Raw genomic sequence first — 13634 nt, 5'->3', positions numbered from 1 at the left:
GCCCCCCTACGGGCTGGTCGTGTCCGACTGCCGGTGGAGGATGAGGGCGGCCTGCAGGTCGATCCGGTCGTGCAGGTTCGCCACCCGGCGACCGGTGAGAGCTTCGACCCGTTCGATCCGGTAGTGGACGGTGTTGACGTGCAGGTGCATGGCGGCCGCGGTCCGGGTCCAGGGGAATCTGCTGACCCCGGTGCTGCGCCACCTACCGGATCCCGCAGGTGGCCGACGTCCCGGAGACCGAGGTGCACTTCGCCAAGACCTTCGACGACCTCGGGCCGTTCGGGGCGAAGTCGATGAGCGAGAGCCCGTTCAACCCCGTTCCGGCGGCCCTGGGCAACGCCATCCGCCGAGCGGTCGGCATCCGCCCGCGCGAGACACCGTTCTCGCGCGACCGAATCTGGCGAATGCTGAACAACCCCGACGAAATGCCGGGCTGGTGCGCGCCCGCTCAGGTGATCGACCGACGGGAAGAACCTCGCACGGTCGGCGCCAGTGCGGATCTTCGATGAGGAGGAACCAAACTGCCCGAGCAGTCGAGTGCGCCCAATACCGGATCTGCGTACTTCGATCGCGGCGACGGACTGGGCCCGCCCATCATCGCCGCTGCCGACTATGGCCGGCGGCCCAGGTAGGAGGCGAGTCGCGTGTAAACGTCGGCATCGTCGGGCGCTGGCACGACCGGCCCGAATGGGCCCTGTCCGCTGCGCGCCTCCGGCGGCGCGAACTTCGGGAATGCTTCGAGTGCCTGTGCGGCGAGGTCGGGATCGAGTTCGGCGAGCCGATCAGTGGCGTGCGCGAGGTCCCAGGAATGGACCGTGAACTCGTGGGTGTAGGCGTCGAGAGCGGTCCGGCCAGGCAGCGTGGCCCACGGCAGGGTGACCATGCGGTCGAGCTTCTCGTCGTCGGCCCAGACCCGCTCGGCCTCGCCACGGGCCCGGGTGAATGCGCCGGACCAGCCGTCATCGTCGATGCCGACGATCACGTCCGGGACATCGCGCGCGTCGACTCCGGCGCCGACGCGGGCGAGCTTGTGCAGCACAGCGACCACATGCCCGAGAAGGGCGCGAACGTCGTAGTCGGCGCAGGGAGTTCGGTTGCTCAGCTCGTCGGGGCGTACCGCCGCGATCTGTTGCTCGGTCTGGTCCAGTGACCGGGCGAAGAGCGGACGTGGATCGTCGACCGGCTTTGTGGTCATGTTCAGGAGCCTACGAGCGCACCCCGACAATCGGCTGCCGTACCGGGTCCGGCGCTGGTTGCGGGAGGGATGGAGATCTGACCGTCCTGCCGGCCGCGGGACCGAGGCGGACTGCCCCGGCCTCACGTGCGGGCGGTGCCGGGACTCTCAGGAGCGCGGCTCGGTCGCTGGCGGGGTGCACGAGATCGATGTACTCCTGCGGCAGCTGGTCGAACGACAGCTTGGTGACGCTGGCGGGTCCGGTGCTGTAGGAGTCCTCGCTTTGCACGAGGCCGTTCTCGTCCACCGGCCACAAGATCAGTTGCCGGTGGACGACGAGGTAGTCGGCCGACTCGTCGTCGACCGGGATTCCGCTCTGGGCGGCGTACGAACCCGGGTAGATCTGCTTCAGGTACCCCTCGGTGACCACGCAGTGGTCGTCGACGACCAGCCGGTCCAAGGTATCCCAACCCCGAGCCAACGCCCGGGCGTGACGGTGATGGTAATGACGCCACGGCCCGCCGAAGCCGCGGCGGCCCTTGATCAGGACGGGGGTGCGGGGTTCCACACCAGCCACTTTCGTGCGATCTCCGCTGCCAGATCGACGTCGTGGTGGTGGGCGAGGAGCAGCACCTGGCACAGCACGTCGGCCACCTCCGCGCGGAAGTCGGTCCCCAGCTCTTCCGGGCTCTTCCCCTTGTCCCGCGCTTGTCCGGTCATCATGAGGAACGCCTGCGTCAGCTCGCCGAGCTCTTCGTGGAGCTTCAGCAGGAACCACGTCGCGTCCCGTTCGACGCCGTACTTGCGCGCGTAGTTCGCCGACACGGCTTCGACCTTGTTGACCAACTCGTCGAGGTTCACGCCTGCAGCCTAAAGACGCGTGTGATGCCGATGCGCCGTCCGGCGTCAGCCCTCCTGGATGCGCCGGGCCAGCACGTAGTACGGATCGTCCGCGTCCCGGCTCCCGCGCGGTCCGTCGCCTTCCGGGGCGAGTTGTGCGCCCACCGTCGAGTGCGTCCACTCGCGCACCGCGAACCGCTCGACGATCGCCCACCGCCCGTCGCGCTTGGCCATGTGATCGACGTAGCGGAAGCCGCTGATGAAGTTGCGCCGCGGATCGGATTCCGGCGATCCCCAGTGGACGGCGGTCCCGTAGGTCTCGGCGACCGCCTGGTCACCGTGCAGCTCGCAGAGGTGGTTGCCGACGATGTGCGTGGTGCCGGTGAAGCCGCCGAGCAGGGGACGCACCCACTCGACGTATTCGTCCACCGTGCCGTCGAATCCGGTGTGGTGGTCGATGCCGCCGGGGTGGTAGGCCGAGCGCACCAGGTCGAAGTCGAGCCGGTCGATCCCGCGGCAGTAGCGCAGCACGACCTCGCGGATCCGCTGCCCGTCCAGCAGTTCGGTCAGCGGATCGGTCACTGGGTCACCGTCCAGCCGCCGTCCACCGGCAGCAGGACGCCGTTGATGTAGGAGGCGAGCGGGCAGAGCAGGAACAGCGCGGCCCACGCGATGTCGTCACCGGTCGCCATCCGCTTCATCGGGTTCTTCTCCAACGACCGCTGCCCGACCTCGCTTTGCACGAAGCCCCGCAGCCGCGGGGTATCGGTCATGCCCGGGGCGACCGCGTTGCTGCGCACCTCGGCGTTCCGGTAGGTGGCGAGATGCCTGGTGTAGCCGGCGATCCCCGCCTTGGCGGCGCAGTACCAGGGCGAGTCCGTGCCGATGAGGTTGCCGGCCAGCGACGAGACGTTCACCAGCGCGGCACCCTCGGGGACCCCGCCGGGCGAGCCAGGTCTCGGTCATCAACCGGACGCTGCCGACCGCGATCCGGACGCCCTCGTCGAAGTCGAGGTTCCCGGCGGAGGAAGGCCCGGCGTTGTTCACCAGGTAGCGGATGTCACCGAGGCGACGGCTCTCGGCGAAGCCCCGCTCGACCTCGGCCGGCGCGGAGACGTCGGCCGTGACCGCGAGGGCCTTGCCGCCGGACGCGGTGATCCGGTCGACGGTGGCGGCGACGGCGCTCTCGTCGAGATCCCAGGCGGCGACGGCGAGCCCCAGCTCCGCGGCGCGGAGGGCGACGGCCCCGCCGATCCCGCTCCCGGCGCCGCTGACCAGCAGGACGTCTCCAGGGGTGAAACCGAGGTCGATGGTGGGCTGAGCGGTGTTCGGCACGGGTGCTCCTCGAAGGGGTAGTCGGTGGTCAGACGCCGTATCCGCCGTCCACGTCGAGCTTCTGCCCGGTGATGAACTTCGCGCGGTCCGACGCGAGGAAGCACGCGGCTTCCGCGATGTCCTGGGCGCTGCCGAAGGCGCGCAGCGGGATGTTGCGCTTGGTGACCTCCAGCGCCCGCTCGTCGAGGTCGCCGCTGGCCATCAGCTCGGCGGCCATGCCGTCGGTCAGCATGCCGGGGCCGACGCAGTTCACGCGGATCCCGAACCGGCCCTCCTCGGCGGCGAGAGCTCGGGCCGTCGCCTCGACGGCGCCCTTGGGGCCCGCGGACAGCCCGTCGCGGACCGGGTAGCGGTGGGTGGCCGCGGTGGTGATCGCGACGATCGAGCCCCGGCTGGCGCGCAGCGCGGGCAGCGCGGCGTGCACGACGTTGAAGAACGCCTCGGCCTCGGCGGCGAGGTGCTTGGCGAAGTCGGCCGGTTCGACCTTGGAGAGGTGGACCTGCGGGATCAGCGGACCTGCCGCGTGGACGAGCGTGTGGATCGCGCCGAAGCGTTCGACGACGCTGTCCAGGTAGACCTTGCTCTGCTCGGCATCGGTGAGGTCGAGCCGGTCCGCTGCGGTCACCCCGCCGAGCTCCGCGACCAGGCGCTCGGCGGCCCGCTGGTCGCTGCGGTAGGTCAGGGCGACGCTGGCGCCGCGTTCGGCGAGCATCCGGCAGATCGCGGTGCCGAGACCGCCGGTCCCGCCGGTCACCACCGCGACGCCGCGCCTGTCCTGGAAATCCGTCACGATCGCCCTTTCCGTTGTGGTGCCTAAGGATTGTTCGGGAAGTTGGTCCAGCCCTTGCCGTCGGCGCGGCCGTACCAGCCCGAGGCGGCGAGCGTGCCTCCGTCGACCGGCAGGGTGTGGCCGGTGATGTAGCAGGCCTCGTCCGAGGCGAGGAACTGCACGGCCGCGGCGTAGTCGTCCGCGTCGCCAAAGCGGCCGAGCGGGACCCAGGTCCGGATCAGCTCGGGATCGCGGTCACGCAGCATCGCGGCGGCGGGGGTCTGCGGGGTGTCCGCGAGATCGGGCGCGATGGCGTTCACCCTGACGCCGTGCTGCCCGACCTCCACCGCCAGGCTCTTCGTGAACGCCGAGACCCCGGCGTTGAACGCCGAGTAGGCGGCCTTGCCCGGAATGCCGCGGAAGGCCTCGACGGTCGAGTTGTTCACGATGGCACCGCGACGCTGCTCGATCATCGCCGGCAGCAGCGCGTGGGTCATGGTGAACACGTGGTGCAGGTTCAGCTCGTAGAGCCGGCGCCACTGCTCCGGCGTCGACCGCACGAACGTCCACGACGTCGGGCGGAAGTCCCCGACGTTGTTGACCAGCACGTCGACCCGGCCGTCTCCCGCGGACAGCGCCGCCCCGGCGGTCTCGGCCACCACGTCGTCGTCGGTGATGTCGCCGACGACGACCACGCAGCGACCGCCGGCGGCCTCGATCTCCAGTTGCGCGGCGCGGGCGGCGTCGCCGTCCACGTCGTTGAGCACGACGAGATCCCCGGCACGGGCGAACCGGCGGCTGATGGCGCCGCCGATGCCCAGCGCACCTCCGGTCACGACGCAGATCCGTGGTCGGTCAGTCATCTTCGCTCCAGGAGGGGACGCGCGAGCGGCGTGGTGTTCGGGTCTCGATCCAGTCGATGGACAGCTCCCGGCGCGCGAACCGCCACGCGCCGTCCTGCCTGCGGTAGCCGTCGGCGTAGCGCAGGTGCCACACGAGGTTGATCGGCTCGCCCGACGACCGCTTGCCCAGGTGGTGGGCGATGCACGCGATGCGGCCGGTCGCGGTCCGCCCGTCGCCGTCGAAGACCTGGCCGACGATCGCGTGCTGGGTGAGTTCGAAAGCCTCGACGGCGCGCAGGGCGCCGGCGATCGCCGATCGGCCACTGTGGACATCGGACGGGCCGAGTTCGGCGGGCGGGGACGGCATCGCCAGCACGGCGCCCTCGGTGAACAGGGCCGCAGCCACGGCGAACGCGCGGTCGTCCACGGCGGCCGCGTAGCGGGCGACCAGGTCGGCGAGCTCGACCCGGTCGGCCGTGGTGAGCGTCATCGCCCGGCCAGGCCGACCCGCTGCGCGCACGCGGACAGTTCGTCCTTGACGGCGGCCAGGTCGGTGGTCGGCGTGGGCTGCAGTACGATCCGGCTCGCGCCCCGCGCGGCCAGCGACTCGGCCTTCTCGGTGGTGATCGCCGAGACGAGGTGCCCGAGCGTGACCTCCAGCGCGTCGGGATCCCGGTCCGCCGCTTCGGCCTCCTGCCGCATCAGGTCGATGAGCTCCTGCAGCTCGGCGCCGCCGACACCGAGCGGCTGCAGGCCGTCACCGCGGCGTCCCGCGCGCCGCGCGGCAGCCCGGCTGTGCCCGCCGATGTCGATGGGGACCCCGCCGGGCCGGACCGGCTTCGGGTAGGTCATCGCCCCGGCGAAGGAGAAGAACCGGCCGTCGTGGTCGACACCGGTCGACGACCGGTCGGCCCACAGCTTGCGCAGCACGTCGATCTGCTCGTCGGCCCGCCGCCCGCGGGTCTCGAACTCGGCCCCGCACGCCTCGATCTCCTCCCGCATCCAGCCCATGCCGACGCACAGGCGCAGCCGGCCGCCGGAGAGCGCGTCGATGGTGGCCGCTCGCTTGGCCAGCACCACCGGATGGTGGTTGGGCAGCACGAGCACGCCCGTGGCCAGCTCGATGCGGGTCGTGTGCGCGGCGAGGAACATCAGCAGGTCCAGCGGATCCGGGATGTCGCAGTCGTCGGCCAGCTCCATCTTCCCGGAACTCGCGTAGGGGTAGACGCTGGAGTACCGGCTGACCACGACGGCGTGCTCGACCGCGACGATCGATTCGAACCCGCATGCCTCGGCGTGCCGGGCGAATTCGCCCATCCAATCGGGCCGGGCGGTGACGCCGGCCGCCACCGGAGCCATTACGGCGTATCTCATAACGGAATCCTACGAGAGCGAGACGAGAATACAAACCTAGCGTTTGCTTGTTTATCTGGTTACGATGGCGCGCGCTCCGGCATCGCCGCGCGCATCACGCGTGCGATGCCCAATGTGGACAGTGATGGGAAGTGGCCGTATTCCTGCGGCGCTCACCTGCGCGCGGTGAGCCGCCGAGTGCAAATCACCGCTGTCGGCTTCGCGGGAGTTCGACGTCCCCCCGGGCGGAGGGTGCATTTCTCGCGGAATCGCGCACTACCTGCGGAAACGGTGCGGTGCGGCCATGGGGAGCGAAGGGTGTAACCATCCTGGGGTGGCGCAATTCCCCGTGAAATCGCGTTCGTGCCGTCGGCGGGGTTCAGACGCCGGGTCGGCGGCGGGTGACCGCCGCCGACCCGGCGCGTCACGCTTCCTTCGCCGCGGGGCGGAGCTTGGTCTTGAGGATCTTGCCGCTGGCGTTCTTCGGCAGCTCGTCCCGGACGACGATCTCCCTCGGCACCTTGAAGTTCGCGAGCCGGGCCCGGCAGTACTCGATCAGAGAGCCCTCCGTCGGCCTGCTCCCGCCGCGCGGCACCACGAACGCGAGGGCGACCGAGCCCATCCGCGGGTCGGGCTTCGCCACGACGGCCGACTCCGACACGTCCGGGTGCGTGGCGAGGACGTTCTCCACCTCGGCCGGGTAGACGTTGAACCCGCCGACGGTGAACATGTCCTTGATCCGGTCGGTGACCTGCAGGCAACCGTGCTCGTCGAGGCGGCCCACGTCGCCGGTGCGGAGCCATCCGTCGGCGTCGATGGTCTCGGCGGTGGCCTGCTCGTCCTCGAAGTAGCCGAGCATGACGTTGCGGCCCCGGATCAGGATCTCGCCCTCGTCGCCGGCGGGCACGTCGTCGCCCGCGGGGTCCACGATGCGGAGCTCCATCCCGTCGACGGGCGGGCCGGTCGTCTCCGCGATGTGCACCGGGTCGTCGTCCGGGAGGGACTGGGTCACCACGACCGCCTCGGTCAGGCCGTAGGCCTGGCTCACGGACGTGAAACCCAGCTCGTCGCGCATCCGCTGGAACAGCGACTTCGGCACCGTCGCGGCCCCGGCGACGGAGAACCGCAGCGACGAGAGGTCGTACTCCGCCAGCCGGGGGTGGTTGAGCAGGGACGTGAACAGGGTCGGCGCGCCGGGTAGCACCGAGATCCGCTCCGCCTGGATGAGTTCGAGCAGATCGTCGGCCTGGAAGGTGGCGACCGGGTAGATCGTGCTCCCCGCGGTGATCGCGGTGATCATGCCGGCCTTGTAGCCGAAGCCGTGGAAGAACGGGTTGACGATGGCGTAGCGGTCGGCCGTGCTCAGCTCGGCCCGCTCGGCCCAGACCCGCGCGACGTCGATCGTCTGCCGGTGCGCCGTGAGCACGCCCTTGGGGATGCCCGTGGTGCCCGAGGTGAACATGATGTCGCAGATGTCGTCGGGCGTCACCGCGGCGACCATCGCCTCGAACCGGTCGTGGTCCACCGAGCGGCCGCCGGAGATGAAGTCCGGCCAGCTGAGCACGCCGTCGGCGGGCTGCCCGCCCAGGTCCACCACGGTGTGCAGGTGGGGCAGCCCTAGAATGGGGCCGTCCCCGGCCTGACCAGGCGATTCCGCGGCGGCGGTGCGGAGCATCTCGAGGAAGTCGATGCCCAGGAACCCGTTGGCGAGGACGAGCGTCGAGGCGCGGGAGCGGGCCAGGACGGCCGCCGCCTCGTGGCCCCGGTAGCGGCTGTTGAGCGGGACGACGATGGCGCCGATGGACTGCGCGCCCAGGAGCGCGAGGATGAACTCCAGCCGGTTCGGCGCCCAGATGGCCGCGCGGTCGCCCCGGCGCAGGCCGCGCGCCGCGTACGCGCGCGCCGTCTCGGTCACGAGCCCGGCCAGCTGTTCGTAGGTGACCCGGATGTCCCCGTCGACGACGGCGGGTTGGTCGGGATGCCGCCGTGCGGCCTCCGCGACGAGGAGGGGGATCGTCATCGGGGTGTTCACCGTGCCCACGCTCTCCTTCGAGACGACCAAATGCTTGCTAGGTGATCCTAGCGGCGGGTGCGCCCGCAGACCAGGCCTTGCGCGGTGCGGGACCGGCGTGCCGCGGGGGCCGGTGGCGGGTGCGCGGGCGCGGCTGTGGCAGACTGTCGACCAAACGCTTGTTGTTGTGGGGGATTCGCGGTCTGCGGGAAGGAAGGCGAGATGGCGACGAGGACCCGGTCGGGGTCGGCCAAGCGCGGTGCGGCCTCGGCAGGAGGCGGCAGCGGCTCCGACCGGCGGAGCCAGCTGCTGAGCATCGCCGCGACGCTGTTCGCCACGAGAGGGTACGCCGAGACCACCGTCCGGGACATCGCCGACGAGGCGGGCATCCTCTCGGGCAGCCTCTACCACCACTTCAGCTCGAAGGAGGCGATGCTCGACGAGATCCTGCGGGGCTTCCTGTCCGCCCTGCGCGACCGGTTCCGCCAGATCGAGCAGGACAGCGTCGACCCCCGCGCGGCGCTCGACGAGCTGATCGTCGCGTCCTTCGAGGCCATCTCCGCGACCCCGCACGCGGTCGCGCTCTACCAGGCCCAGGTGGTGGCGCTCGCCCGCCAGCCCGGCTTCGAATACGTCGGCGAGTTCAGCCGGGAGATCGAGAAGATCTGGCTGCGGTTGCTGGTCGCCGGGCAGAAGGCCGGGATCTTCCGCGCCGACGTCGACATGAACATCACCTACCGGTTCATCCGCGACACCGTCTGGTCGTCCGTGCGCTGGTACCGCCCGCGCGGCAAGTACAAGCCGGAGGCCATCGCCAAGCAGTACCTCCACGTCCTCTACGGCGGCCTCCTCTCGAGCTAGGTCCGCACCTGTAGCTGCAGTTGCCCGCGGGGCTGACGGTCTCAGTCAGCTCCGCGGTTCTGCGTTGGTGGGCGGCCACCGGTGTCGGTTCCGCCGATGCGCTCAGGCCGGCGCCCGCGTTCTCGCCGGCCGCCTCGGGCACACCTGTCGAATCAAGCAAGCAATTGCTAGGTTGGTTTGATGGGACAACGAGAACGCGCGGTGGTCACGGGCGGAAACAGCGGGATCGGGCTCGCCGTGGTCCAGCGGCTGCTGGTACGCGGTCTGCACGTCACCGTGCTCGACCGGCAACCGGCGGCTCCTGCCGGTGACGAATTCCCCGGGCTGCTCCAGGCGTTCTGCGTGGACGTGACCCGGGAGGACGAGGTGCGCGACGCGCTCGCGGAGGCTGCCCGGCGGGCGGGCATCGCGACGCGGCTCGTCACCAGCCACGGGATCCGCGGCGAGTTCGTGCCTGCGCTCGACCTCGACCTGGAGAAGTACCGGCGCGTGCTGGACGTGCACGTGGTCGGAACCCTGGTGGCGGCCCGCGAGCTGGTCCGGGCGATGGATGCCCGCCGCGCGGACGCGTCCATCGTGACCGTGGCGTCGACCACCGCCTACCGGGGCTGGGTCGACCAGGCCGATTACGGCGTCGCGAAAGCGGCCGTCCGGCAGCTCACCGAGAACCTCGCGGTCGAATGGGCGGATCGCGGCGTCCGGGTGAACGCCGTCGCGCCCGGGCACACGCTGACCCCCATGGTCCAGGAGATGGTCGACCGGGGCTACGACACCGGGGCCACCCGGGCCCGCACTCCGCTGGGCCGGCTGGCCGACCCGGACGAACAGGCCCGCGCCATCGAGTTCCTGCTCCTGGACTCTCCTTTCGTCACCGGGGTCTGCCTGCCGGTCGACGGAGGTTGGACGGCAGTGGGGAAGTGAGCCGGGGCGACGCCGTGGATTGGTCGGACGATCTCGCTCCATCCCCCGGGAGAGTGTATGGTCCACCGCACCAAGCGCTTGCTCGGTGATCATGAGGGATGTGGGATGTGACGGAGCAGCTGGTGGATTTGCGGGACAAGGTCGCGTTCATCACCGGTGCCGCGCAGGGGCAGGGCGCCGAGCACGCCAGAACGCTGGCGCGGTTCGGGGCCGACGTGGTGCTTGCCGACCTCGATGAGGGCGCGGTCGCTGCGGTCGCTGCGGAGATCGACGCGAAGACCCTCGCACTGGAACTGGACGTGCGGAGCAAGAGCGCGTGGGACGAAGCGATGCGGCGCACTCGGGCCGAGTTCGGCCGGGTCGACGTGCTCGTCAACAACGCGGGGTTCTACGGCTTGGCCCCGCTGGCGGCGCTCGAGGAGGACCACCTCGTGCGGGCGCTGGACGTCAACCTGGTCGGGCCGATCCTCGGGATGCAGGCCGTGCTCCCGCTGATGCGCGACCGGGGTGGCTCGATCATCAACGTCGCCTCGACCGCGGGGCTCACGGGGTTCGCCGGTGGGATCGGCTACGGCGCCTCGAAGTGGGGGCTGCGCGGGGCGAGCAAGTCGGCGGCCAAGGAGCTCGGCGAGTCCGGGATCCGGGTCAACTGCATCTGCCCCGGCGCGATCGACACCGCGATGATCTCCGACGAGACCAGAGCGGGCGGCGGCGCGGTGGCGAACCAGCCGATCCCGCGGGTCGGTGCGCCCGCGGAGGTGTCCGCGCTCGTGGCGTTCCTGGCCGGCGACGCGAGCAGCTACTGCACCGGGCAGGACTTCGTGATCGACGGCGGCCAGACGATCTGAGGAGGCGAACGTGTTCGACGCAGAGGTCGCGGCGGTCATCCGGTCGCTCGACGCGGGATTCCCGAAGGTCGAGGAGATGACGGGGGCGGAGGCGCGGGCGGCGATCGCGGCGCGGCGGCAACCGGTGCGAAACCGGGACGATGTGGCGCGCACCGAAGACCGCGAGATCCCCGGACCCGGGGGCGGTGTGCCCGTCCGCCTGTACTTCCCGCACCGGCGCGGTGACGAACCGTTGCCGGTCGTCGTCTTCTGCCACGGCGGCGGGTTCGTGTTCTGCGACATCGAGTCGCACGACGCGTTCTGCCGCGAGCTGTCGGGACGGACGTCGTCGGTGGTGGTCTCGGTGGACTACCGGCTCGCGCCCGAGCACAAGGCGCCGGCCGCCGTCCTCGACGCCTATGCCGCACTGACCTGGGCCGCCGAGAACGCCCGCGCGTTCGGTGGCGACCCGGGCCGGCTGCTGATCGCCGGCGACAGCGCGGGCGGGAACCTCGCCGCTGCCGCCTGCCTGATGGCCCGGGACGGCGGAGGGCCCGCGGTGGCCGGCCAAGTGCTGCTCTACCCCGTGCTCGACCCGTCGTGCGACACCGGCAGCTACCGCGAGTACGGCACCGGTTACGGGAACACCAGGGCCGCCATGGAGTGGTACTGGCGCCAGTACCTGCCGGCGGACGACGTGGCCGGGCCCCGGCACCAGGTCGTCCCGCCCGCCGCGGACACCTTGCGCGGCCTGCCGCCCGCCGTCGTCGTCACCGCGGGCCTGGACCCGCTGTCCGACGAGGGAAGGGCGTACGCGGCCGCGCTGGCCCGGGACGGGGTTCCGGTGACGCACCGGCACTATCCGGGCCTGTTCCACGGGTTCCTGACCATCATGTCCCTGCAGGCCGCCCGGTCGGCCCGCGATCTGCTGTGGCACGACCTGTGCGCAGCTACGAAGCAAGGAGCAACGTCTTGACCATCGGAGCTCACAGCGCGGTGCGCGACGTCCTGGTCGTCGGCGCCGGATTCGCCGGTCTGTACGCCGTGCACGCGTTCCGGCGAGCCGGGCTCGACGTGATCTGCCTCGAAGCAGGCGAGGACATCGGCGGCACGTGGTTCTTCAACCGCTATCCCGGTGCCCGCTGCGACGTGGAGAGCATCGACTACTCCTACTCGTTCGACGAAGACCTGCAGCGCGACTGGGTGTGGAGCGAGCGCTACGCGACCCAGCCGGAGATCCTCTCCTACATCCACCACGTCGCGGACCGGTTCGACCTGCGGTCGCACGTCGAGTTGAACAAGCGGGTCGTGGCCGCGGACTTCGACGAGAGCGCGTCGCGGTGGGCGGTGCGCACCGAGGACGGGGACGAGCACCTCGCGCGGTACGTCCTGTTCGCCACCGGCTCGCTGTCGGCCCCGAACAAGCCGGACATCCCCGGCGCCGACACCTTCGCCGGCGAGACGTACTTCACCGCGCGCTGGCCGGAGCCCGGCCCGTCGCTGCAGGGCAAGCGCGTCGGCATCATCGGCACGGGCTCGTCGTCGGTCCAGTCGGTGCCGATCCTCGCCGGGGAGGCCGACTCGCTCACCGTTTTCCAGCGCACGCCGAACTACAGCGTGCCCGCGCTGAACCGGCAGCTCACCGACGCCGACCAGCGCCGCATCCGCGAGGAATACCCGGCGCGGCGGGCGAAGGCGCGCATGAGCGGCGGCGGATCGCCGCACCAACCGCACCCGAAGCGCGCGGCCGAATGCACCCCGGAAGAGCGCGAGGCCGCGCTGGAGGCGGGGTGGCGCAACGGTGGTGTGCTGTTCGGCAAGACCTTCCCCGACCAGTTCACCGACATCGAGGCGAACGACTTCGCGCGCGAGTTCGCGGAGCGGAAGATCCGGCAGATCGTTGCGGACCAGCGCACCGCCGAGGACCTGATCCCCACCGACCACCCCATCGGGACCAAGCGGATCTGCACCGACTCCGGGTACTTCGAGACGTTCAACCTGGACAAGGTCGCGCTGGTCAACCTGCGCCGGGAACCCATCACGCGGATCACCGGCGCGGGCATCGAGACCAGCGCGGGATTCCACGAACTGGACGTGCTGGTGTACGCCACCGGGTTCGACGCGATGACCGGTGCGCTCACCCGGATCGACATCACCGGCCCGCGCGGCGACCGGATCCGGGACGCGTGGGCCGAGGGGCCGGTCACCTACCTCGGCGTGCAGATCCCCGGCTTCCCCAACCTCTTCACCGTCAACGGCCCCGGCGCGCCGTCGGTGCTGTCCAACATGGTGCTGACGGCGGAGCAGCAGGTCGACTGGCTGGCCGAGCTGATCCGGCACGCCGACGAGACCGGGGCGGCCCAGGTGGAAGTGCGCGACGACGCCGCGGTGAAGTGGACCGATCACGTCCAGCAGGCCGCGGACGCCACGCTGTTCCCCCGGGCCAACTCCTGGTACCTCGGCGCGAACATCGAGGGCAAGCCGCGCCGGTTCATGCCCTACGTGGCAGGACTGGGCGTCTACCGCGAGCGCTGCGAGGCGATCAAGGCCGACGGCTACGAGGGATTCGTGTTCACGGCTCGCTGACGGTGGTGGGGGGGGGGGGGGGGGGGGCCCCCCCCCCCCCCCCCACCAAAAAGGAACAGAGAAAGAAAAACATACCATCGCGGAAGGGAACACCCACAAGCAGGTGTGGGAGAAA

16 protein-coding genes and 2 pseudogenes are annotated in these 13634 nt (G+C 70.8%); 6 read left to right on the top strand and 12 right to left on the bottom strand.

The window, feature by feature from the left end; genetic code table 11:
- Window positions 1-6: 6 nt before the first annotated feature.
- Window positions 7-159 (bottom strand): annotated as a pseudogene (locus tag AC07FN_RS35075) (helix-turn-helix domain-containing protein); the annotation flags it as partial.
- Window positions 160-218: 59 nt separating this feature from the next.
- Between AC07FN_RS35075 and AC07FN_RS35070 the strand changes: the two are divergent.
- Entirely contained in the window at window positions 219-509 is a 291-nt protein-coding gene (locus AC07FN_RS35070; RefSeq protein ID WP_478399495.1) for a hypothetical protein, read from the top strand.
- Window positions 510-610: 101 nt separating this feature from the next.
- On the opposite strand, the gene AC07FN_RS35065 is transcribed toward AC07FN_RS35070, so the two are convergent.
- The 11 genes and pseudogenes from AC07FN_RS35065 to AC07FN_RS35015 all read right to left on the bottom strand — a co-directional run bounded on the left by AC07FN_RS35065 (window position 611) and on the right by AC07FN_RS35015 (window position 8354).
- Window positions 611-1195: a TIGR03086 family metal-binding protein gene (locus AC07FN_RS35065; protein WP_478399494.1), complete on the bottom strand. Its 585-nt coding sequence runs from the start codon at window positions 1193-1195 to the stop codon at window positions 611-613.
- A 10-nt stretch (window positions 1196-1205) separates the two neighbouring features.
- Window positions 1206-1634 carry a hypothetical protein gene (locus AC07FN_RS35060; RefSeq protein ID WP_478399493.1) on the bottom strand — a complete coding sequence of 143 codons (429 nt, stop codon included), beginning with the start codon at window positions 1632-1634 and terminating at the stop codon, window positions 1206-1208.
- An 83-nt stretch (window positions 1635-1717) separates the two neighbouring features.
- Window positions 1718-2035, bottom strand: a complete 318-nt coding sequence (locus AC07FN_RS35055) for a hypothetical protein (protein WP_478399492.1) — start codon at window positions 2033-2035, stop codon at window positions 1718-1720.
- A 45-nt stretch (window positions 2036-2080) separates the two neighbouring features.
- Window positions 2081-2596 (bottom strand): nuclear transport factor 2 family protein, encoded by a 516-nt coding sequence (locus AC07FN_RS35050; protein ID WP_478399491.1) that lies wholly within the window; start codon window positions 2594-2596, stop codon window positions 2081-2083.
- Entirely contained in the window at window positions 2593-2931 is a 339-nt protein-coding gene (locus AC07FN_RS35045) for an SDR family NAD(P)-dependent oxidoreductase (protein WP_478399490.1), read from the bottom strand. The genes AC07FN_RS35050 and AC07FN_RS35045 overlap by 4 nt, the downstream gene beginning before the upstream one ends.
- Before the next feature lie 160 nt (window positions 2932-3091).
- Window positions 3092-3349, bottom strand: a pseudogene (locus AC07FN_RS35040) (SDR family NAD(P)-dependent oxidoreductase); the annotation flags it as partial.
- Between the two features lie 28 nt (window positions 3350-3377).
- Window positions 3378-4139, bottom strand: coding sequence for an SDR family NAD(P)-dependent oxidoreductase (locus tag AC07FN_RS35035; protein WP_478399489.1), 762 nt, complete (start codon window positions 4137-4139; stop codon window positions 3378-3380).
- A gap of 23 nt (window positions 4140-4162) precedes the next feature.
- Complete coding sequence (locus tag AC07FN_RS35030) at window positions 4163-4981, bottom strand: SDR family NAD(P)-dependent oxidoreductase (RefSeq protein WP_478399488.1); 819 nt, start codon at window positions 4979-4981, stop codon at window positions 4163-4165.
- Window positions 4974-5450: a nuclear transport factor 2 family protein gene (locus AC07FN_RS35025; RefSeq protein WP_478399487.1), complete on the bottom strand. Its 477-nt coding sequence runs from the start codon at window positions 5448-5450 to the stop codon at window positions 4974-4976. Before AC07FN_RS35025 ends, AC07FN_RS35030 begins: the two co-directional genes overlap by 8 nt.
- Window positions 5447-6334 (bottom strand): LLM class F420-dependent oxidoreductase, encoded by an 888-nt coding sequence (locus tag AC07FN_RS35020; RefSeq protein ID WP_478399486.1) that lies wholly within the window; start codon window positions 6332-6334, stop codon window positions 5447-5449. The genes AC07FN_RS35025 and AC07FN_RS35020 overlap by 4 nt, the downstream gene beginning before the upstream one ends.
- A 403-nt stretch (window positions 6335-6737) precedes the next feature.
- Entirely contained in the window at window positions 6738-8354 is a 1617-nt protein-coding gene (locus AC07FN_RS35015) for an AMP-binding protein (RefSeq protein WP_478399485.1), read from the bottom strand.
- Between the two features lie 192 nt (window positions 8355-8546).
- Here AC07FN_RS35015 and AC07FN_RS35010 point away from each other — a divergent pair, with 192 nt between their 5' ends.
- From AC07FN_RS35010 to AC07FN_RS34990, 5 genes are all read left to right on the top strand, one after another.
- On the top strand, window positions 8547-9185 hold the full coding sequence (locus AC07FN_RS35010) for a TetR/AcrR family transcriptional regulator (protein ID WP_478399484.1): 639 nt from the start codon (window positions 8547-8549) through the stop codon (window positions 9183-9185).
- Window positions 9186-9365: 180 nt separating this feature from the next.
- Window positions 9366-10106: an SDR family NAD(P)-dependent oxidoreductase gene (locus tag AC07FN_RS35005; RefSeq protein ID WP_478399483.1), complete on the top strand. Its 741-nt coding sequence runs from the start codon at window positions 9366-9368 to the stop codon at window positions 10104-10106.
- A gap of 107 nt (window positions 10107-10213) precedes the next feature.
- On the top strand, window positions 10214-10954 hold the full coding sequence (locus AC07FN_RS35000; protein ID WP_478399482.1) for an SDR family NAD(P)-dependent oxidoreductase: 741 nt from the start codon (window positions 10214-10216) through the stop codon (window positions 10952-10954).
- Window positions 10955-10964: 10 nt separating this feature from the next.
- Window positions 10965-11909 carry an alpha/beta hydrolase gene (locus tag AC07FN_RS34995; RefSeq protein ID WP_478399481.1) on the top strand — a complete coding sequence of 315 codons (945 nt, stop codon included), beginning with the start codon at window positions 10965-10967 and terminating at the stop codon, window positions 11907-11909.
- Window positions 11906-13519, top strand: a complete 1614-nt coding sequence (locus AC07FN_RS34990) for a flavin-containing monooxygenase (protein ID WP_478399480.1) — start codon at window positions 11906-11908, stop codon at window positions 13517-13519. Before AC07FN_RS34995 ends, AC07FN_RS34990 begins: the two co-directional genes overlap by 4 nt.
- Window positions 13520-13634: the final 115 nt, after the last annotated feature.

The organism is Saccharopolyspora sp. NPDC045941 (genome assembly GCF_056431445.1).
The sequence above is the reverse complement of the archived record's forward strand: the minus strand, read 5'-3'. Positions and strand labels throughout refer to the sequence as shown.

What these genes read in the sequence shown, in the direction of transcription:
- AC07FN_RS35005 (WP_478399483.1), top strand. Translation starts at nt 9,366, where the DNA reads ATGGGACAACGAGAACGCGCGGTGGTCACGGGCGGAAACAGCGGGATC.
- AC07FN_RS35020 (WP_478399486.1), bottom strand. Translation starts at nt 6,334, where the DNA reads ATGAGATACGCCGTAATGGCTCCGGTGGCGGCCGGCGTCACCGCCCGG.
- AC07FN_RS35025 (WP_478399487.1), bottom strand. Translation starts at nt 5,450, where the DNA reads ATGACGCTCACCACGGCCGACCGGGTCGAGCTCGCCGACCTGGTCGCC.
- AC07FN_RS35010 (WP_478399484.1), top strand. Translation starts at nt 8,547, where the DNA reads ATGGCGACGAGGACCCGGTCGGGGTCGGCCAAGCGCGGTGCGGCCTCG.
- AC07FN_RS35065 (WP_478399494.1), bottom strand. Translation starts at nt 1,195, where the DNA reads ATGACCACAAAGCCGGTCGACGATCCACGTCCGCTCTTCGCCCGGTCA.
- AC07FN_RS35030 (WP_478399488.1), bottom strand. Translation starts at nt 4,981, where the DNA reads ATGACTGACCGACCACGGATCTGCGTCGTGACCGGAGGTGCGCTGGGC.